This is a genomic window from Methylobacterium sp. (assembly GCF_019750675.1).
Lineage (GTDB): Bacteria > Pseudomonadota > Alphaproteobacteria > Rhizobiales > Beijerinckiaceae > Methylobacterium.
The window spans coordinates 1-18,547 of the sequence record NZ_JAIEOF010000127.1; the positions used below are offsets into that span (position 1 = coordinate 1).

General features: G+C 71.3%; 19 protein-coding genes. 7 read left to right on the forward strand and 12 right to left on the reverse strand.

What is annotated here, in order from left to right:
• The 11 genes from pqqE to K2X24_RS06665 all read right to left on the reverse strand — a co-directional run.
• The coding region (gene pqqE / locus K2X24_RS06615; RefSeq protein ID WP_292495928.1) for a pyrroloquinoline quinone biosynthesis protein PqqE at positions 1 to 801 on the reverse strand (801 nt) is incomplete at its 3' end.
• On the reverse strand, positions 798 to 1,880 hold the full coding sequence (gene pqqC, locus K2X24_RS06620; RefSeq protein WP_292495931.1) for a pyrroloquinoline-quinone synthase PqqC: 1,083 nt from the start codon (positions 1,878 to 1,880) through the stop codon (positions 798 to 800). The genes pqqE and pqqC, both read right to left, overlap by 4 nt.
• A gap of 143 nt (positions 1,881 to 2,023) precedes the next feature.
• Complete coding sequence (pqqB, locus tag K2X24_RS06625) at positions 2,024 to 2,926, reverse strand: pyrroloquinoline quinone biosynthesis protein PqqB (protein WP_292495933.1); 903 nt, start codon at positions 2,924 to 2,926, stop codon at positions 2,024 to 2,026.
• A 57-nt stretch (positions 2,927 to 2,983) separates the two neighbouring features.
• On the reverse strand, positions 2,984 to 3,073 hold the full coding sequence (gene pqqA, locus K2X24_RS06630; protein WP_018043604.1) for a pyrroloquinoline quinone precursor peptide PqqA: 90 nt from the start codon (positions 3,071 to 3,073) through the stop codon (positions 2,984 to 2,986).
• A gap of 220 nt (positions 3,074 to 3,293) precedes the next feature.
• A complete protein-coding gene (locus K2X24_RS06635) occupies positions 3,294 to 3,998 on the reverse strand; it encodes a response regulator transcription factor (protein ID WP_292495951.1) in 705 nt (234 codons plus the stop codon).
• Positions 3,995 to 5,647 (reverse strand): HAMP domain-containing sensor histidine kinase, encoded by a 1,653-nt coding sequence (locus K2X24_RS06640; protein ID WP_292495954.1) that lies wholly within the window; start codon positions 5,645 to 5,647, stop codon positions 3,995 to 3,997. Before K2X24_RS06640 ends, K2X24_RS06635 begins: the two co-directional genes overlap by 4 nt.
• A 223-nt stretch (positions 5,648 to 5,870) precedes the next feature.
• Positions 5,871 to 6,077 (reverse strand): hypothetical protein, encoded by a 207-nt coding sequence (locus K2X24_RS06645; protein WP_238277770.1) that lies wholly within the window; start codon positions 6,075 to 6,077, stop codon positions 5,871 to 5,873.
• A 193-nt stretch (positions 6,078 to 6,270) separates the two neighbouring features.
• The gene (locus K2X24_RS06650) at positions 6,271 to 7,068 is read right to left on the reverse strand and encodes a formylmethanofuran dehydrogenase subunit C (protein WP_292495957.1); all 798 of its coding nucleotides are present in this window, start codon (positions 7,066 to 7,068) and stop codon (positions 6,271 to 6,273) included.
• Positions 7,065 to 8,024, reverse strand: coding sequence for a formylmethanofuran--tetrahydromethanopterin N-formyltransferase (gene fhcD / locus K2X24_RS06655; protein ID WP_243910552.1), 960 nt, complete (start codon positions 8,022 to 8,024; stop codon positions 7,065 to 7,067). The genes K2X24_RS06650 and fhcD overlap by 4 nt, the downstream gene beginning before the upstream one ends.
• A 48-nt stretch (positions 8,025 to 8,072) precedes the next feature.
• A complete protein-coding gene (locus K2X24_RS06660; RefSeq protein ID WP_292495961.1) occupies positions 8,073 to 9,716 on the reverse strand; it encodes a formylmethanofuran dehydrogenase subunit A in 1,644 nt (547 codons plus the stop codon).
• Positions 9,710 to 10,789: a formyltransferase gene (locus tag K2X24_RS06665; RefSeq protein WP_292495963.1), complete on the reverse strand. Its 1,080-nt coding sequence runs from the start codon at positions 10,787 to 10,789 to the stop codon at positions 9,710 to 9,712. Before K2X24_RS06665 ends, K2X24_RS06660 begins: the two co-directional genes overlap by 7 nt.
• Before the next feature lie 267 nt (positions 10,790 to 11,056).
• Here K2X24_RS06665 and K2X24_RS06670 point away from each other — a divergent pair, with 267 nt between their 5' ends.
• The 7 genes from K2X24_RS06670 (at position 11,057) to fae (ending at position 17,930) form a co-directional block, all read left to right on the forward strand.
• Positions 11,057 to 12,049, forward strand: coding sequence for a beta-ribofuranosylaminobenzene 5'-phosphate synthase family protein (locus K2X24_RS06670; protein ID WP_292495965.1), 993 nt, complete (start codon positions 11,057 to 11,059; stop codon positions 12,047 to 12,049).
• A gap of 111 nt (positions 12,050 to 12,160) precedes the next feature.
• Entirely contained in the window at positions 12,161 to 13,054 is an 894-nt protein-coding gene (locus K2X24_RS06675; protein ID WP_292495968.1) for an NAD(P)-dependent methylenetetrahydromethanopterin dehydrogenase, read from the forward strand.
• A gap of 95 nt (positions 13,055 to 13,149) precedes the next feature.
• Complete coding sequence (locus K2X24_RS06680; protein ID WP_292495970.1) at positions 13,150 to 14,223, forward strand: ATP-grasp domain-containing protein; 1,074 nt, start codon at positions 13,150 to 13,152, stop codon at positions 14,221 to 14,223.
• Positions 14,220 to 15,206, forward strand: a complete 987-nt coding sequence (gene mch / locus K2X24_RS06685; protein ID WP_292495973.1) for a methenyltetrahydromethanopterin cyclohydrolase — start codon at positions 14,220 to 14,222, stop codon at positions 15,204 to 15,206. The genes K2X24_RS06680 and mch overlap by 4 nt, the downstream gene beginning before the upstream one ends.
• A 226-nt stretch (positions 15,207 to 15,432) precedes the next feature.
• Entirely contained in the window at positions 15,433 to 16,344 is a 912-nt protein-coding gene (locus tag K2X24_RS06690) for a RimK family alpha-L-glutamate ligase (RefSeq protein ID WP_292495984.1), read from the forward strand.
• Positions 16,341 to 17,171, forward strand: coding sequence for a triphosphoribosyl-dephospho-CoA synthase (locus tag K2X24_RS06695; protein ID WP_292495975.1), 831 nt, complete (start codon positions 16,341 to 16,343; stop codon positions 17,169 to 17,171). The genes K2X24_RS06690 and K2X24_RS06695 overlap by 4 nt, the downstream gene beginning before the upstream one ends.
• A 246-nt stretch (positions 17,172 to 17,417) precedes the next feature.
• Positions 17,418 to 17,930, forward strand: a complete 513-nt coding sequence (gene fae, locus K2X24_RS06700; RefSeq protein WP_056220318.1) for a formaldehyde-activating enzyme — start codon at positions 17,418 to 17,420, stop codon at positions 17,928 to 17,930.
• Positions 17,931 to 18,102: 172 nt separating this feature from the next.
• Here fae and K2X24_RS06705 read toward each other — a convergent pair.
• Positions 18,103 to 18,547 (reverse strand): HisA/HisF-related TIM barrel protein (locus K2X24_RS06705; protein ID WP_292495982.1); only part of this gene is annotated, 445 nt, incomplete at its 5' end.

Consider the following 18,547-nt stretch of genomic DNA (forward strand, 5'->3'; position numbering starts at 1 on the left):
CGCATGGCAGGGCAGAACCTTGCCCTGCGGGGTGACGTTCATGAGCTTGCGGCCCCAGCCGCCCGCGCAGGCCTTCGGGTACTTCGCGTAGTAGTCGGGCACCACCAGGTCGATGACGAGCTGGCCCTTCAGGCGCTCGCGGGCCGCCTCGACGATGCGGATCGAGCGGTCGACCTCGGCCTTGTTCGGCATCAGGGCGGCGCGGTTCACGTAGGCCCAGCCGTAATACTGGGTGTGGGCGACCTCCAGGCGCTTGGCGCCGAGCTTGACCGCCAGATCGATGAAGCCCTCGACCTCGTGGATGTTGCCCCGGTGGATCACCGAGTTCAGCGTCAGCGGCAGGCCGAGCTGGGTCACCCGCTCGGCGAAGGCGAATTTCTGCGGCTGCGCGTTCTTCAGGCCGCCGATCTTCTCGGCGTTGGCAGCGTCGACGCCCTGCACCGAGAGCTGCACGTGATCGAGACCCGCGTCGTAGAGCGCGTCGAGTTTTTGCAAGGCGCCCCCGACGCCCGATGTGATGAGGTTGGAATACAGGCCCAGCTTCGCGCAGGTCTGGGTGATCTCGACGATGTCGTTGCGCGCCGTCGGCTCGCCGCCCGAGAGATGGACGTGGAGCACGCCGAGGGCCGCCGCCTCCGTCAGCACCCGCTGCCAGGTCGCGGTGTCGAGTTCGCCCGAACGCCGGTCGAGTTCGAGCGGGTTCGAGCAATAGGGACAACGCAAAGGGCAGCGATGGGTGAGTTCGGCCAGCAGCCCGACGGGCGCCGGGATGGCGGTGGCGTTCGGCGTGATCGCGTTCATCGCTCCAGAACCCGTTTGGTGGCCAGATCGTTCAGCATCGCGAGGATGTCGGTCTCGATCACCGAGGCGTCCGCCGTGAACTTCTCGGCCAGCACCCCGGCGATGTCGCGCACGGAGCGCTGGCCATCGACCAACTCCAGGACCATGACCGCGTTGGCGTCGAGATCGAAGGTACGCTCGGGTGCCAGCAGGACGTGCTGATCGCGCACGGCGTCGTGGCGCAGGCGCACGCCGCGGGGCAGGCGCGGGACGTCGTGTGCCGTGAGGGTGCCGGTGCCCGTCGCCTGGGCCACAGCCGGTTCGGGCACCAGCCCGGTGCCCGGCGTCCAGGCATCCGGCGGGATCATCCCGGGGGCCACGTAGGCGAAGTAGAGGGCGTCGAGCTGCGTCCAGAGCACGTTGCACTTGAAGGTCAGCGCATCCATGGCCTGGCGCTGCAGCGCCGGCGTGGTGGCGTGCTCCTTGACGTAGGCGATGGCGAAATCGGCGTCGCGGGGCGCCTGGGTCAGGCGCTTGTCGAAATACGCCAGGGTGTCCTTGGTGATGAAGTCGTAGTTCTTCAGCATCCCGGCGACCCGCTCGGAGATGATGGTCGGCGAGAACATCTCGGTCAGCGAGGAGGCGATGGCCTCCAGGAGCGAGCGCTCCTTCACGAAATGCACGTAGGCATCCACCGAGAAGCGGGTCGCCGACAGGATGCCCTGCGTCGACTCCACGTAGTCGCGGGCGAAACCCACGCCCTCGGCGAGCTTGAGCCAGCGCTCGATGCCGCCGTCGCCGGGCGCGTCGCCGTCATGGTCGACGATGCGCTGGCGCCAGACACGGCGGAGCGACGCGTCGGTCATCCGGGCGAGGACGGCGGCGTCCTTCACCGGGATCATCGCCTGATAATAGTAGCGGTTGAGCGCCCAGGCCCGAACCTGATCCTTGTTCAGCTTGCCGTCGTGCAGCAGGCGGTGGAACGGATGCAGATTGTGGTAGCGCCGCGCGCCGATGTCACGAAGGGCGGCCTCCAACTCTTCGGGTGAGAGCAGGCGCTGGGCCTCGTCGGTCTTCGGGGTCGGGAAGGGCGCGGTCATGGCGTGGCTCGCGGGTCAGCGGGGAGCGGATTTCGGAACTTTTCTTATCAATCGCGCCGCACGCCGTGAAGGCCGCGCGCGGGCGCACGCAATTCCATCGGACACAATGTATGTCGCCGGCACTAAACTGCCAGATCGACGCGTCACGAAAGGGACAGCGTCAATCCGTCATGGGCCACGGTCCAGCCCGCGGCCTCGACCTGCCGGCGCTCGTCCGAGCCCTCCACCAGCACCGGGTTGGTGTTGTTGATGTGGAGGAAGACGCGCCGGCCGATATCGACATCCGCCAGGGCCGCGATGGAGCCGCCGTCCCCGGTCATCGGCACGTGGCCCATGCGCCAGCCGGTCTTGGTGCCGACGCCGGCGCGGATCATGTCGTCGTCGAGGAGTACGGTCCCGTCGAACAGCAGGGCGTCGACCCCGGCGATCCGGTCCTTGAGGCCGTCGGTGACGCGGGCGCAGCCGGGAATGTAAGCGAGACGCCGGCCATTCGCCTCGATCATGGCCCCCACCGTCGTCTCGGTCTCGGCGCCGAGCTCCAGGGTCTCGTCCTCGAGCCAGAGCGGCACCTTGCCGGGGACGGAGAACAGAGTGACGCGCAGGCCCGGCACCGGCTCGAAGGCACGGTCGAGGGCGATCGGCTCGCGGGCGACCACACCCGCCGCCATCACGTCGAACACCCGGTTGGCGTTGACCGAGTCGAGGATGCCGCTGGTCCCGTAGAGGGTGAAGGGCTGACCCTCGCGCAGCGTCAGCAGCCCGGCGACGTGGTCGACGTCACCGTTGGTGAGCAGCACGGCGTGGATCGGCGAGTGCCGCAGGCCCGTGCGCGGGTGCATCGCAGGATTGTCGAACAGCTGCTGGCGGATATCGGGGGAGGCGTTCACCAGGAGCCAGCGTTCCCCATCGGGAGAGACGGCGATGCTCGACTGGGTCCGCGGCCTGACGCGGGTCTCGTCCGTGCGGGCGAGGGAGCAGATGGGGCAGCGGCAATTCCACTGGGGAAGGCCGCCGCCCGCGGCCGAACCAAGGATCAGGACATGCATGGTGGAACCGACGCTGCCTTGGGACCCCGGGCTCGACGAAAACTCAGTTGCGAGAGATCAGTTGAAGGTGTCGATCTCAGCGGACTCGTAGCTGGTGACTTCCATGCCGACACAGATCTCGGAAACGACGGGGGCAGCCCAGGTCATGGTGTTTCTCCTGAAAGTTTCTTCTCAACGTCAGCAGCATCCCGATCCCGCATAAGAAGATCGTAAGACACTGACGGCGCAGTGGTTTCTGTCGCCGGAGTGATATCGACAATTTGGCTCGGCAGTTCAAGCGCTAAATTGCCGGTTCCTCCCGTACGACCCCGCGAAATGCGGGTCGGCGTTAACGCAGGGTGCCGAATTTCGCCTCCGGACCCTCGCTTCAGTGCCGGAAATCCTGGCCCTTGAGGTCGAGCATGAAGCCCCGCCCGCGCACGGTGACGATGACGGGACCGCCGAGGCGGACGAAATCCGAGAGCTTGGTGCGCAGGTAACCCACGTAGACATCGACGACATTCAGCGAGAGGCCGCCCTGGCCCGCCCAGAGCTTGTCGAAGATGTCGCCCCGCGTCACCGGCTGGTTGGCGTTGTCCATCAGGAGGGCGAGGAGTTCCGCCTCGCGGGGGGTGAGGCGCGCCGTCGCATCCGCGAAGCCGACCTGACGGATGTTCAGATCCAGCACGAGCTTGCCCGCCGTGACGATGGTGCGGGGTGCGTCCGCCGCCTTCCGGCGCAGGAGATGGGTCTGCAGGCGGGCCAGCAATTCGTCGAAGACGAACGGCTTCACGATGTAGTCATCGGCCCCCAGTGCCAGCCCCTCGGCGCGGTCGCGGACCTCGTCGCGAGCCGAGAGGAAGAGGATCGGCCCCGGGTAGCCGCCCTCGCGCAGGGAGCGGCAGACGTCGTGGCCCGAGCCGTCCGGCAGGGTGATGTCGAGCACGACGGCTTCCGGCGCATCGGCCTGGGCGGCGGCCAGGGCGTCGTCGACGCATCCGGCGACGCCCACCGAGAAGCCCTCCGCCTCCAGGCCGCGGGCGAGCATGGCGCGGATGTCGCTGTCATCCTCGACGATCAGTACGCGCGTCATGCCACACTCTCCTTGGCGACCCCGTCCGGATCGTCCTGCCGTATCGCGGGTTTCGGCGCGGTCTCGGGTGAGCCCAGCACCGGCAGTTCGAGGGCGACCTGGGCCCCCCGGCCGCCGGGTCCGCTCCGCAGGCGGATCACCCCATCATGGCGCTCCACCACCCAGCGCGCCAGGGCGAGGCCGATGCCGAACCCGGCCTCGCCGGAGGGGCTCTCGCGGCGGAAGCGCTCGAACAGGTCCTCGCCCGAACCGGGGAAGCCCGGCCCGTCATCCGTGACGGTGATCTCCACCCGGCCCGCGTCCGGCCGCGCCAGGACCACGCTCACGCCGGTGAGGCCGGTGGCGTGCCGCAGGGCGTTGTCGATCAGGCTCTCGATCATCTGCCGCAGCCATTCCCGGTCGGCGAGGAGCATCGGGTCGTCGGTGGCGGGCGCCAGAACGAGCGCCACGCGCCGGCGTGCGGCCTCCGAGGCCATGCCGTCCACGGCATCGGCCAGGATCGGCAACGCGTTGACGGGACGCCGGTCGAGTTCGATCTGGCCGGATTCGGAGCGGGCCACGCGCAGCAGATCCTCCACCCGGCGCTGCAGGCGCAGGGCGCGCTTGCGGATGGTGGCGAAGACGGGCCCGAAATCGACGCCGGGACCGGAATCGGCCTGCCGCCCGGCCGAGCGGGCCGCGATGTCGCACTCGCCCAGGATGACGGTGAGCGGCGTGCGCAGCTCGTGGCTGACATCGGCGAAGAAGCGCCGGCGCGAGCGGTCCACCGCCTCGAGCCGGGCGTTGGCAGCGCGCAGGTCGAGGGTTCGGGCCGCCACGGTGTCCTCCAGGGCGGCGCGGTCCGCCGCGAGCCGGCCCTCGCGGCGGGCGAGGCGGGCGGCCATGCGGTTGAAGTTCGCCACCAGCAGGCCGAGCTCGTCCCGCGTCGCCACCGAGAGGCGGGTGTCGAGCTCGCCCCGGCCGACGGCCCCGGCGGCACGGCGCACGGTCTCGATGCGCGCCAGAACCGGACGGGTCACGACCCGGTAGAGCAGCAGCACGACGGCGAGCGCGAAGGCCACGGCCGCCAGGGAGGCGATGCGCAGGGTGCCGGACAGGTCTCGTGCCGCGTCGGAGCCCGCGATCATCGAGCGGCGCTCGACTTCGATCAGGAAGGAGAGGGGCTGGCCCGTCATCGCGCCGAAGCCGTTGAGGGCCCCCCGGATCGCCGCCTTGCGCGATTCGTCGTCGGACTGGCGCAGCACCTGCGAGACCTGCCGATCGAGCACCGCGCGGGCGGAGCGCAACTGCGCGAGGGGCCGGGTGCGGGCGGCGTACTGCGTCCGGTCGAGGGGATCGTTGCTGACCGCGATGGAACGCCCCAGGGCCTCGTCCACCGCCACCAGGGCGCGGTCGACCTGGGCGCGGGCCACCGCGAGCCCCTCGGGCTGCGCGTCCGGGTTGCTCACCGCCTCCAGGGCGGCGAGGCCGTACTGCGTCATGCGCCCGGACAGTTCGACGAGGAGTTCGAGGCGCCCCTGCGCGGCCAGGGTCCGGTCGATGGTGCGCTCGGCGGCGCCGATCGAGGCGAGCACCCCCAGCGCCGCCAGGATGACGAGCAGAGCGGTGCCGCCGAGGAGCAGCGCGAACCGGACCTTCAGCGAGCGCATGGTTGTGCCGGTTGATCCCGAGGTGACGCGCAGGCCTTCACCGGGACTGCATCACGGACCGGGCCTGCCTGAATCTCTTCCCGAGTCTGCAGTCGACTCCGGTGATTTTGCCATCATCGCAGCGCGGGCAAGATCAGTAGGCGGGGCGCGACCTGCGTTGCAAGAGAGACCGCAAGAAAGAGAGGTCGCAAGAAACAGCGCCGAGGCGAGAGCCCCATCGCTCTCACAGATCGCGCGGCTGGCTGCCCCGGACGGCGCAGCGCCACTTGGTGACGTGCCACTCCGGGTGCTCTTCCTGCCACTTGGCGATCGCGCTCTGGGAGTTGCGCAGGCAGATGGCGGGGCTGCGGGCCTCGAACGACAGGTCGATCTTGTCCTCGCGGCATTGCGAGGGCTGCGAGAGGAGGCAGATCGAGAGCAGGATGAGCATTCGGAAACGCCGGGTTCGCGCGGGGGATACGCGGGACATCCGGCACGATACTGCCGTCCCGCGGGCGCGGATGGTCGTCCGATCGGGAGAATTGTGCAAGTGCGGCCGGCTAGCGGCCTGACCGCACGATGGGTCGACATCGTCGCGGGCGCGGTTTCCGGGGAATCGGGGTATTCCCGATTCCAAGCGGCTTTCAGGCCGCCGCAACCCACAATTCGCCCTTGCCCAGGGTCGCGAGGTCGCCCGAGTAGCGCTTGAGCGCTCCGGCCGCGAGGTCGGCGTGCGTCGGGCTCAGGGGCCGGAGCGAGCGGGCGAGCAGGCGCAGGAACACGAGGTCGTGCGTGCCGGTCTCGACGAAGCTCGGAGTCAGAGCCCCGACCGCACCAGCCAGGATGGTGCCCCGGCGCATGCCGTAGCCCGGATGGTCGCCGAGGGACGTCGCCGCGATGGTGCCGGCGATCATCCGTGCGCCCGCATGGGCGCCGGCCCGGCCCACCAGGATGAGGCCGCGCCGCATGCGGTCGCCGAGATAGTCGCCGGCCGATCCGTGGATCACCAGGGTGGCGCCGTCGAGCCCGGCCTTGGCCGCGTAGACCGCGCCGCCGGCGTGATCCCCGGCATCGCCCTCGATCGTGATCGTGCCGCCGGTGGCGCCCGAGCCCGCGAAGGGGCCGGCAGAGCCCGTCACGATGACGGAGCCCGACTGCATGCCCGCCCCGAGGCGCTGGCCGACATCGCCGACGACGCGAATGCGGCCGCCGTCGAGCGATGCGCCGACCCGGTCGAGGCGCGACGAGCCGCCCTCGATCACGAGATCCTCCGAGCCGTCAAGGGCGAGGGTGAAGCAGTCGCCCAGGGTCAGACCGTGCCGGCTGGTGCCGACGGGAAGCCGGGCCGCCTCGGCCTCGCTGAGTCCGCTGAGCGAGAGCGGGTTGACGTGTAGGAGGTCGAGCCGCTCCGGCGGCTCCTGGCGCAGGGTCAGGGTGCTCATGCGGCTCCGGCCTCGCTGCTGCCCGGCTCCTTCGAGAGCAGGTTCTTCAGGTGATAATGGTGGCGGCCGAGATTGCCGCCGTAATTGCCGGCCGTGACCGCGACGAGGCCGTGCGCCGCGCCGGCTTCGGTCGCCGCGTGCAGGGCTGCGCGCATGGATTCGGCCACCGCGTCGGAGGTGAGTGCGTCGATGACGATCTCCAGAACGACGCCGACCTCGGCCGAGAGTTCGGTGCCGGCCCGGCCCTTCAGGGTCGGGCAATAGGCGTCGTTGGTCGACGCCATCATGCCCTTGGTGCGGGCGCCCACCTTCGAGCCGGAGCGGACGATGCCGCCGGGGAAGGGCAGGATCGCGCCCGACACCGCGCGGGCGGCCTCGACCGCGATCTCGGCGACCTTGAGGGTGTCGGCGTGCTTGCGCCCGAGAAAGAGCAGGTTGCCGCCGCCGACCGCCCCGTCCACCGCGCGGACGAAGTCCTCGCATAGGAATTCGCCGTCCATGACGGGGATGCGCCAGTAGCGCCGGGCCTTGCCGGTGACGGGGTCGGTCAGGCGCTTGGCCACCGCGAATCCGTCGCCGAAGTAGCGGATGGCGCCGCCGAGCTTGATTTTCGTGGGCCCGTCCACGCCGGCGTAGCAGGCCGTGCCCGGGCAGGTGAGGATGCACTGACCGACGCGCTTGAGGAGCTGGTCCTTGAGGCCGTTCGGCTCGAAGCCGAACAGCAGCACGCGCACGCCGGGGCGTCCGTCCGGCGTCTCGTCGGGGGAGAGTTCGCAGTCGATCCCGGCCTCGGCGCCGCAGCCGATCACCGACGTGGCGAAGCCCGTCATGGTGACGGCGGCGATCATCGCCCATTTCGCCGTGTCGTTGGTGATGACGATCGCGGTCCCGGCGACGTCGAACGCCTCCGCGAAGGTGTCGATCACCGGAATGCCGTTGAGGGTCAGGTCCGTCATCTCAGTCACCCGTCCCCACGCGACGCAACTTTCTCAGGAACGACATCCTCACGAGCGACATGCGACCTCCGCGAACACGTCCGGCTTCGGGAAGGCCTCGTCGGGCACGGAAAAGCTCTTGAGGCCGGTACCGAAGCGGTCCTGCAGGTAGGTCTCGGAGCGGGCCACCATCGCCTTGTCGGACTCGACGGCGAGCTCCAGAGTTCGGCCGGAGCGCCAGGCCACGACCTCGCCGTCCTCCACGATGGTCTCGCCGTCCTTGAGCACCAGCTTGGCGCGGGCGAACATCGCGGTGCGGTTCTTGTCGTCGCGATAGATCGCGACGTCGGCCCGGGCTCCCTCGCGCAGGTGGCCGCGATCGGCGAGGCCGAGGAGCTTGGCCGGGCCCGAGCGGGTGAGCTGGGCGATTTCCGAGAAGCTGTATTCGCGCTCGATGGCGCAGAGGCCGGAGCGCTCGCCGATGACCTTGTGGAGGCCGGCGATCTCGCGGTCGCGCTTCTCCTTGTCCATCAGCAGGTGGATGATGTGCGGGTAATCCGTGAACGGCCCGCCATTGGGGTGGTCCGTCGTCAGGATCGTGCGCTCCGGCTCCTTCGCGAGCAGCATGAGCTCGAGGCCGATGGCCCATTGCAGGGAGCTGACGGGCCCACGCGGCTTGTAGAGGAACGGCACCACGCCGCCGCCCTCCGCGTCGCCCGCGTTGACGATCCATTTCTTCGGGTTGGCGCCCTTGCGGCCGGCGAACTGGCGCAGGATGTCGAGCGAGATCGTCACGGTCTGGCCGAAGGCGACCTGGCCGACATCGTAGGTGGCGTTGGGGTGTGCCTCCATCGCCTCCGTGATCCGCTCGGCCGCCGAGCGAAAGCCGCCGGTGAGCGGGTTCTCCGGGTCGGCGACGCCGTAGCCGTAGAACTGGGCGTGGGCGAAGTGGATGCGCCGCCCCTCCGCCGCCTCGAGGGTCGCCACGAAGGATTCGTCGGCGCCCGGGATGCCGAGGTTGTTGCAGTGGACGTGCAGCGGATGCGGCACGCCGATCTCCTCCACCGCGTCGAGGAGCGCCCCCATGATCTTGCGGGTGGAAAGGCCGTAGACCGGGATCTCGTCGTCGAGGCTGAGCTTCAGCATCCCGTCCTTGAAGGCCGAGGCGCCGCCCGCGTTGATGCACTTGACGCCGAGCCCCCGCGAGGTCGCCACCGAGAGGGCGACGAGGTCGCGCACCGCCGCCTTGCCCTCGCGCGCCCGCAGGAGCTGGAGAAGGTGGTCGTCGTTGCCCAACACCGTGAGCGCCCCGCGGTCGAGGAGCGGGATGTCGGCGAGTTCGAGCTGGGTCGCGAGGGCGTTGGCGGGCGGCATCGCGGGTTCGACGGCGAGCGTGTAGCCCATCCGCGCGTAGTTCGCGCCGATCCAGGCGGCCGAGCCGCCCGCATGGGCGAAGGGATGCCCCTCGGGTGCGGCCTCGCTGACGTAGAGGTCGGGCAGGAGCAGGCGGCTCATCACCACGTTGCCGCCGGCGATGTGCGAATGCACCTCGACGCCGCCGGCCATGACCACGCAGCCGGTGGCGTCGATGGTGCGGTCGGGCGCCCGGTCGGACGCGCCCACCACCCGGCCGTCCTCGATCCAGACCTCGCCGACCGCGTCGCGGCCGGCCGTCGGGTCGACGACCCGGCCTCCGTGAATCCGGATCAGCATGCGGCGGCCTTCTTCTGCGTGAGGCGTTCTTGGATGGCGGTGAGGATGCCGGCCGCGCTCAGCTCGGCCGTCTGGCCGGAGGCCGGCACATAGGCGATGGCGGCGCGGCGCTCGTCCCACAAGCTCCCGCCGGCACTCTCGCCGGGCACGCCGACCGCGAAGACCACGTCGGCGACGTCGCCGCTGGCATCCGGGCTGCCGACGCCCACGATGGCGACGCTCGGCAGGGTTCCGAGCCAGTCGGGCCGGGGGGCGGGGAGGGAGGCGAGCCAGAGGGCGGCGTCGGCCTCGCCGGCGGCGATCTGGCGGGCGCTGTCGAAGCGCCAGGGATCGTGCTCGGGCAGGTGGCGGCCGAAGCCGACGCGGGGCGCCTGACCGGTGGTCCAGGCGGCGAGCTGGAGGAGCGCGCGGCCCTGGAACGGGTCCGCGAGGCTCAGGCCGAAGAAGCGCGTGGCCTCGTTGAGGTCCTTGATAAGGCCCGACAACATCTCGACACCGAGTTCGCCGATCTCGGCAGGGTCGTAGAGGACGACACCGTACTGCGCGGAACTCAGTCGCTTGGCGAGGTCGGCATAGGCCGCTTCCCCGGCGAGGTTGCCCTTCAGGAAGGCGCGCAGATGCGCGATCGACACGGCGAGGCCGCCGGCCTCCACCGGGTAGGCCACGTGCCGGGTGGCGCCGTTGCGCGGGCCGCCGAGCGACAGGATCACCCGCTCCGAACCGGCGGCGCGGCCACGGGTCGCCTGCGAGCCGGCGATGTCGCCGACGATGGGGCGGTCCCAGGGGGCGTTGCCGACGATGAGCACCGCGTCGGCCCGGCCGATCGCCTCGGCCGGCGTCGTCGTCATCGCGCCGGTGCGGCTCAAGGGGCCGAGCTCGGCATAGAGGCTCGGGCCCGCCACGGGATCGACGGAGGCGCCGAGGGCGTCGGCGAGGTGGTAGGCCGCGCGCACCGCGCTCAACTCGGCGCAGAGGCCTGCCACGACAGCATTGTGCGCCGAGGCGAGGAGCGTGGCGGCGGCCTCCACCGCCGCGTCCGCATCCGTCGCACCACCCTTCACCCAGGCAGCCATGCGTTGCACCTTGGAAAATCGAGGGCCCGGCGCGCACCGTATTCGGCGTCGCGCGCGGCGGGACTGAGCCAGTCCATATCGTTGGGGCGGCACGTTTGCATCGCCACCGCCTGGCAGGCAACCCCCCTGAGTCGCACCGGGCGAATCAGGGCGCGATGCGGGGACGCGAGATTTGAAGGCCGCGCTTGCGGGTGGTCCGCGCTCCGTGGGACAAGCCGGCGGCGCGAGGCCGCGTGGAACGAGCCCGTCGAACGAGGACCTGTCACGATGGAAGGGATCGACGTGCTGCGGATCCCGGGGGGGCCGGGCGAGACCGCCACCCCCGCCGGCCTCCGCGTCCACGCGCCCGCCCGCCTGCATTTCGGCTTCCTCGACCTGCATGGCGGCCTCGGCCGGCGCTTCGGCAGCATCGGCCTCGCCCTCGACGCGCCCGCCGTGACCCTGACCGCCCGGCCGGCCGAGCGACTCGACGTGACCGGGCCCGAGGCGCGCCGCGCCGCCGCCTATGCGCTCGCCGCCGCCGGGCATCTCGGCATCGCGGGCCACGCCGCCCTCACCATCGAATCGGAGATTCCGGCCCATGCGGGCTTCGGCTCCGGCACGCAGCTGGCGCTGAGCGTGGCGGCGGCCCTGGCGGGTCTCGCCGGGCGTCCCTTCGCGCCGGAGGACTTCGCCAACGCCCTTGACCGGGGCAATCGCTCGGGCGTCGGGCTGGCGGCCTTCACGCAGGGGGGCCTGATTGTCGATGGCGGGCGCGATCCCGAGGGCAATCCGCCGCCGGTGATCGCCCGTCTGGCCTACCCGGAGGATTGGCGGGTGGTGCTGATCCTCGACACCGGCATGACCGGCGTCCACGGCACCCGCGAGGTCGCGGCCTTCCGCGACCTGCCGCGCTTTCCGGAGCCGCAAGCCGCCGAAATCTGCCGCATCGTGCTGATGCAGGTGCTGCCCGCCGTGGTTACCGCCGAGCCGGAGGGGTTCGGCGCCGGCATCACCCGCATCCAGCAACTGATCGGCGACCACTTCGCCCCCCACCAGGGCGGACGCTTCGCCAGCCCCGCCGTGGCCGAGGCGCTCGCGGCCGTTGCCGCGCAGGGCATCGCCGGCTACGGCCAGAGTTCCTGGGGGCCGACCGGCTTCGCCCTGGTACCTTCGGAGGCGCAAGCCCGCGCCCTCGTCGCGAGCCTGGAGCGGCCCGGCCCGCTCAAGTTCCTCATCGCGCGGGGCCGCAACACCGGCGCCTCGGTCACGGCGCTTTAAGACGCGGACCTGTAGGGAACGATCCTCGAACCGCCGCCTTCGGATCGGTTTTGACAATTCGACGCCTCGGCGCACGATCGGGCCGCGTCACAGCATGAAGGGAGACCGACGATGGCCCGCTCGATCCTGCACATGATCACGCCCCTGAAGCACATGAGCCCGTTCGACGTGAACATGGCCGTGGATGCGGGCTTCGAGACCATCGCCACCTACGCGAACGCGACGCTCGCCGACGTGACGACGCTCGTCCAGGATTCGATCTTCTCGCGCAGCCCCCAGGACGGCGTGCGCACCGGGATCTTCATCGGCGGCAAGAACGCCGAGGACGCCCTCGACATGATGGACCGGGCCAAGAAGGCCCTGGTGCCACCCTTCGCCAACCACATCTTCGCCGATCCGGCCGGCTCCTTCACCACGGGGGCGGCCATGGTCGCCGAGGTGACGCGCGCGCTGCGCACCAAGTTCGACACCGGCCTCGCGGGCAAGCGCATCGTCATCTTCGGGGGCGCCGGCGTGGTCGCCTACGTGGCCGCCGTGATCGGCGCGCTGAACGGCGCCAAGGCGGTGATCGTGGGCCATGACGGCGAGGAGCGGGTGAGCAAGATCGCCAACACCATGCGCTGGCGCTTCGGCGTGGAGGTCGAGGCGGTGGACGGCACCACCCCCGCCGCCCGCCGCGCCGCCATCGCCGAGGCCGACGTCATCCTTTCGGCCGGCCCCGCCGGGATCCCGATCCTCACGGCGGAGGATCTGGAGAGCGCCCCGAAGCTCCTCGTGGCCTCCGACGTCAACGCCGTGCCGCCCGCCGGCATCGCGGGCATCGACGTCAACGCTATCGACGTGCCCCTGCCCACCGGCCGGGGCATCGGCATCGGCGCGCTGGCGGTGGGCAACGTGAAGTACCAGACGGAATCCCGCCTGTTCCGTCGCATGCTGGACGCCGACGAGCCCCTCTGCCTCGATTTCCGCGATGCCTACACGCTGGCGGTCGAGGTGGCGGGCTGACGCCCGGCCTCCCAGCGTCGGCACCGGCCGGTCGAACCCTCCTCATCGCCGCCCAGTCCGGCCGCGCCCTCGCCCAGGCGGCGCGGCGGGCGGGCTTGGCGCCCCTCGTCCTCGACCTCTTCGGTGACGCCGACACGCGCGCCCTCACCGTGGGCTATCGCCAGGCGGGAGGACGATTCGGGGGAGGGCGCCTCGGGGGCGAGGCCGTCCTCGACCAGCTCGACGCCCTCGCGGCCGAGGGGCCGGACGAGCCCATCGGCCTCGTCCTCGGCAGCGGCTTCGAGGCCGCCCCCGACCTGATGCGGGCCATCGCGGAGCGCTACCGCGTCCTCGGCGCCGGCCCGGATTGCGTGGCGCGGCTCAAGGACCCCTTCGCCTTCGCATCCCTCTGCCGGCAGCATGGCGTGCCGCACCCCACCGTCACCCGCGAGCCCTTATCCGATCGGGCCGCCTGGCTCCTGAAGCAGGCCGGGGGGTCGGGTGGCGCGCATATCCGCGCCGCGCCCGGCGGCCCCGCGCCGAGGGGAGCCTATTTTCAGGCCTGGGTACCGGGCCGGGCCGTGTCCCTGTCGTTTCTGTCCGACGGCGCCGCGATCCGGGTCGTGGGCATCACCGAGCAGTGGAGCGCCCCGTCCGCCTTTCGGCCCTTCCGCTATGCCGGCGCCCTGGAACGGGCCCGCCACGAGCCGCCGGTCCTCGCACCAGGGCTGTCGGCGGCGATCGCGACCGGGGTCGGGCGCATCGCGGCGGCCACGGGCCTGACCGGGCTCGCCAGCGCGGACTGCCTCGTGAACGGGCCGGATTGGTGGCTCACCGAGATCAACCCGCGCCCGGGCGCCACCCTCGACGTCCTCGACCGGCGCCCGACGCCCCTCCTCACCCAGCATATCGCCGCGAGCCTGGGCCGCCTGCCCGATCCGGAACCCGCACCGGTGGATGCGGCGGCCGCTGAAATCTGCTACGCGGCCAGCGGCTACGCGCCGATGCCGCCGATCTCCTGGCCGGATTTCGTGCGCGACCGCCCAAGACCCGGCACCACGGTGGCGCGCCACGCGCCGCTGTGCACCCTGTTCGCCACAGGGCCGGACTCGGCCGCCACGAGAGCGATGTTGCGAAGCCGGGCCGCCGAACTGCGGACCCTGCTCGCCCTGACGGAGGGACACCCATGACCACCAGCCCGAGCGGCGCGAAATTCCCGTTCCCGAGCGTCAACGCCCTGACCGCGCCCCTGGTGGAGCGGCTGGTCGCCGATGCCGCGGCCCTGCGCCTGTCCGTGACCACCGAGAACGGCGCCCGCATGGTCGATGCCGGCGCCGGCGTGCGCGGCTCCATCGAGGCCGGGCGCCGCATCGCCGAGATCTGCCTCGGCGGCCTCGGCACGGTCTCGATCGCGCCCTCCGGCCCGATCGCGTCCTGGCCCTACTCGGTGATCGTGCACGCCGCCGATCCGGTCATCGCCTGCCTCGGCAGCCAGTATGCCGGCTGGTCGCTGGCCGACGAGACCGGGGATTCCGGCTTCTTCGCCCTCGGCTCCGGCCCCGGCCGCGCCGTCGCGGTGGTGGAGGACCTCTACGGCGAGCTCGGCTACAGGGATTCCGCGACCCAGACCGCCCTGGTGCTGGAAGCGGCCGGCGGCCCGCCGGCCTCCGTCATCGCCAAGGTGGCCGAGGCCACGGGCCTGGCGCCCGAGCAGCTGACCTTCATCTACGCCCCGACTCAGAGCCTCGCCGGCTCCACCCAGGTCGTCGCCCGCGTCCTCGAGGTCGCGCTCCACAAGGCCCACACCGTCGGCTTCGACCTGCACAGAATCGTGGACGGCATCGGCTCGGCCCCGCTCTCGCCGCAGCACCCGGACTTCATCCAGGCCATGGGCCGCACCAACGACGCCATCATCTACGGCGGCCGCGTACAGCTCTTCGTCGAGGCCGACGACGCCGACGCGCAGCAGCTCGCCGAGCAGGTGCCCTCGTCGAACTCGGCCGACCACGGCGCCCCCTTCGCCGACATCTTCTCCCGGGTGAACGGCGACTTCTACAAGATCGACGGCGCCCTCTTCAGCCCGGCCGAGGTCATCGTCACCTCCGTCACCACCGGCAAGAGTTTTCGGGGTGGCAAACTGATGCCGGAGCTGGTGGAAGCGTCGTTCCGGTAGGAATAGCGCTCGAACCCTCCCCCCACAGACCTCGGGCTTGCCCGTGGTCTGCCGTCGAGTGCTCAAGTCGGACAGGCCCGACTTGAGGTGGGGGAGGGTGTCTGCGAAGCAGGCGGGAGAGGGAACGACCCCTCTGGATACGGTACTCCCCTCATCCGACTTGGCTCGCGGGCCACCTTCTCCCGCGGAGTGGAGAAGGACTTCACGTCGAGGTTTGCTGAAGACCATGCGGATCGGGCTCGCGGCCGACAACGGCAACTGGCACAAGGCGCGCCTGAAGGCCGCCCTCGAACAGCTCGGCGCCGAGCCTGTGCTGTTCTCGATGGCCGACGTCGCGGTGGTGACGGGGGGACCGGAGCCCCTGCGGGTGCCCGGCTTCGCGACCCTGCCGGACGGGGTGCTCCTGCGCACCATCGCGGGCGGCACCTTCGAGGCGACCACCATGCGCCTCGGCGTGCTGCACGCCCTGGTCTCCGCCGGCACCATCGTGTGGAATTCCCCCGGCGCCATCGAGCGCTCCGTCGACAAGGCGATGACGAGCCTGCTCATCGACCGCGCCGGCCTGCCGACCCCGGAGACCTACGTGCTCTCGAAGCGCGAGGCCGCCGCCGAGATCGTGGCGCGGGAGGCTCGGCCCGGGCGTCCCCTGGTGCTGAAGCCGCTCTTCGGCTCGCAGGGCGAGGGCCTCCAGCTGATCGAGCGCCCGGAGGACCTGCCCGACGAGGAGGCGGTGTCCCGGGTCTATTACCTCCAGCGCTACATCGCCCGCAGCGACGGCCTCTGGCGCGACTACAGGGTCTTCGTCTGCGAGGGTCGCGCCATCGCGGGCATGATCCGCGAGGGCGACGGCTGGATCACCAACGTCCATCGCGGGGGCCGCCCCCTGGCCTGGGCGATGCCGCCCGCGGCCGCCGAACTCGCCGAGCGGGCGGCTGCCGCAGTCGGCGTCGACTATTCCGGCATCGACCTCGTCGAGGACGGGCAGGGGGGCTACCTCGTGCTGGAGGTGAACTCGATGCCGGCCTGGTCCGGTCTGCAGCAGGTCACCGAGGTCGACATCGCGCTCGCCGTCGCCCGCGGCTTCCTCAACGCCGTGCGGGCCGCCCGTCCGCCCCGCCTCGTCGCGGCGCTCGGATGAACGCGGCGGAGGCCATCGCCGCCGCCTACCGGGCGAGCTGCCTCGACGAGCTCGACGCCCTGAAGCCCGGCAACGTCCACGCCTTCGCCGACGGCCACCGCATGGCGATGGCGGATTTCGTGGCGAGCGCGGCGATCTCGGCCCCCGCCCTCGCCGAGGCCGGGGCACCGGTCGGCCGGCGGGTGCTCCGGGCAGTCGAGGCGACGATGGCCCGGGTCGGCCAGAACACGAATCTGGGCATCCTGCTCCTCTGCGCCCCCCTCGCCCGGGCGGCCGAGGCGGGCCCGCCCCTGCGCCCCGCTCTCGCGGCGGTGCTCGACGGCCTCGACGCCGCCGATGCGCGGGACGTCTTCGCGGCGATCCGCCGGGCCAATCCGGGCGGCCTCGGCCGGGCCGAGCGCCACGACGTCACCGATCCGACGGCCCCCGTATCGCTCCCGGCCGCCATGGCGGAGGCCGCCCCGCGCGACGCCATCGCGCGGGCCTACGTCACCGGATTCGCCGACTTGTTCGCCATCGGCCTGCCGGCCCTGGCGGCGGCCCGGGCACGGGGCCTGGCACCGCCCTGGTGCACCACCGCCCTCTACCTCGCCTATCTCGCCCGGGTGCCGGACAGCCACGTGGCGCGCAAGCACGGCGCCGAGCGGGCGGAGGCGCTGCGCGCCGAGGCGGAGGCGCTGCTCGCCCTCGACCTCGCCGCGGCGCCCGTGGACGTCCTGCTCGACCGGGACCGGGCCTGGAAGGCGGCCCGCCTCAACCCCGGCACCAGCGCGGACTTCACGGTGGCCACCCTGTTCCTGGCCCGCCTGCTCGAGGCCGGGGCCTGAAACGCCCCTTCGGCCCTGGTTCCGCGGCCTCAAACGAAGGTTCCGGCCGGCGATGAATAAATTGCCAGGCCGTACGCTCCGCGCAGGGTTGTTCCCGGCAAGGCCCCAGAGTAGGGTCCGCGCCGCGATCCGGGCTAACCGGTCCGGTCCCTCGATGGACTGGACGCCGTGAACAAGGATAGCTGCCGGCCGCGCCTGAAGCTCGGGGGCGGTCACGTCTTTTCAAGACTCTGGGAGAAACCCCACATGGCGAAGATCAACAAGGTTCTGGTCGGCGAAGCCCTCGTCGGCGACGGCAACGAGGTCGCCCACATCGATCTCATCATCGGACCGCGCGGTTCGCCGGCCGAAGCCGCTTTCTGCAACGGCCTCGTGAACAACAAGCACGGCTTCACCAGCCTGCTCGCGGTCATCGCGCCGAACCTGCCCTGCAAGCCGAACACCCTGATGTTCAACAAGGTCACCATCAACGACGCCCGTCAGGCCGTCCAGATGTTCGGCCCTGCCCAGCACGGTGTCGCCAAGGCCGTGCAGGATTGCGTGGCTGAGGGCACGATCCCCGCCGACGAGGCCGACGACCTGTTCATCCTGGTCGGCGTGTTCATCCACTGGGAAGCGGCCGACGACGCCAAGATCCAGAAGTACAACTACGACGCCGTGAAGCTCTCGATCGAGCGCGCCGTCAAGGGCGAGCCCACCGCCGCCGTCGTCACCGAGCAGCGCAACTCCGCCTCGCACCCCTTCGCGTCGAACGCTTAGATCGGGGACAGTCCTGGGCAGAGCGCGCCTCCGCCCGCACCGCGGGGCCTGCTCCAGCGACTGGCTTCCATCTTCCTCGGACGATGAACACGACACGGGGCGGCCTTCGGGCCGCCCCTCTTTGTTCGACACCGTGCGGCCTTCGGGCCGCCCCTCTTTTTTGCGCGTCCCTTCAGCCGTCCAGGGCCCCGTCATGGATGGCCGAGGCCACGAGGGCGCCGGCCACCCCCAGGCGCCGCAGGGCCGCGATGTCCGCCGATCCCCGCACCCCGCCCGCCGCGTAGAGGCGTGTCGCCGGGCTCGAGGACGCCACCGCCGCCAGGCGACCGAGGTCCGGCCCCGCCCCGACGCCGATCCGCCCCAGCGTCATCACGATGACGTCGCGCGGCCAGTGGGCCGGCGTCTCGTGCAAAGCGTCTGGTCCGAGCCGCTCGCCGTCCCGCGTGTCGAGGGAGAACACCGCTCGGTCCCCCAGGGCGCGCACCAGGCCGGCATCCGCCTGGCTCTCGCTGCCGATCACCGGACGCCCGAGCCCGGCCGCGAGGAAGGCCTCGACCCCGGTCGCCTCGGCGAATCCCGCATCGACCCAGAGTGTGGTGCCGGGGCAGGCCGCCGCG

Coding starts and splice junctions, on each gene's coding strand:
- pqqC (WP_292495931.1), bottom strand. CDS start 1,880: ATGACCGCGCCCTTCCCGACCCCGAAGACCGACGAGGCCCAGCGCCTG.
- pqqB (WP_292495933.1), bottom strand. CDS start 2,926: ATGCATGTCCTGATCCTTGGTTCGGCCGCGGGCGGCGGCCTTCCCCAG.
- pqqA (WP_018043604.1), bottom strand. CDS start 3,073: ATGACCTGGGCTGCCCCCGTCGTTTCCGAGATCTGTGTCGGCATGGAA.
- K2X24_RS06635 (WP_292495951.1), bottom strand. CDS start 3,998: ATGACGCGCGTACTGATCGTCGAGGATGACAGCGACATCCGCGCCATG.
- K2X24_RS06640 (WP_292495954.1), bottom strand. CDS start 5,647: ATGCGCTCGCTGAAGGTCCGGTTCGCGCTGCTCCTCGGCGGCACCGCT.
- K2X24_RS06645 (WP_238277770.1), bottom strand. CDS start 6,077: ATGCTCATCCTGCTCTCGATCTGCCTCCTCTCGCAGCCCTCGCAATGC.
- K2X24_RS06650 (WP_292495957.1), bottom strand. CDS start 7,068: ATGAGCACCCTGACCCTGCGCCAGGAGCCGCCGGAGCGGCTCGACCTC.
- fhcD (WP_243910552.1), bottom strand. CDS start 8,024: ATGACGGACCTGACCCTCAACGGCATTCCGGTGATCGACACCTTCGCG.
- K2X24_RS06660 (WP_292495961.1), bottom strand. CDS start 9,716: ATGCTGATCCGGATTCACGGAGGCCGGGTCGTCGACCCGACGGCCGGC.
- K2X24_RS06665 (WP_292495963.1), bottom strand. CDS start 10,789: ATGGCTGCCTGGGTGAAGGGTGGTGCGACGGATGCGGACGCGGCGGTG.
- K2X24_RS06670 (WP_292495965.1), top strand. CDS start 11,057: ATGGAAGGGATCGACGTGCTGCGGATCCCGGGGGGGCCGGGCGAGACC.
- K2X24_RS06675 (WP_292495968.1), top strand. CDS start 12,161: ATGGCCCGCTCGATCCTGCACATGATCACGCCCCTGAAGCACATGAGC.
- mch (WP_292495973.1), top strand. CDS start 14,220: ATGACCACCAGCCCGAGCGGCGCGAAATTCCCGTTCCCGAGCGTCAAC.
- K2X24_RS06690 (WP_292495984.1), top strand. CDS start 15,433: ATGCGGATCGGGCTCGCGGCCGACAACGGCAACTGGCACAAGGCGCGC.
- K2X24_RS06695 (WP_292495975.1), top strand. CDS start 16,341: ATGAACGCGGCGGAGGCCATCGCCGCCGCCTACCGGGCGAGCTGCCTC.
- fae (WP_056220318.1), top strand. CDS start 17,418: ATGGCGAAGATCAACAAGGTTCTGGTCGGCGAAGCCCTCGTCGGCGAC.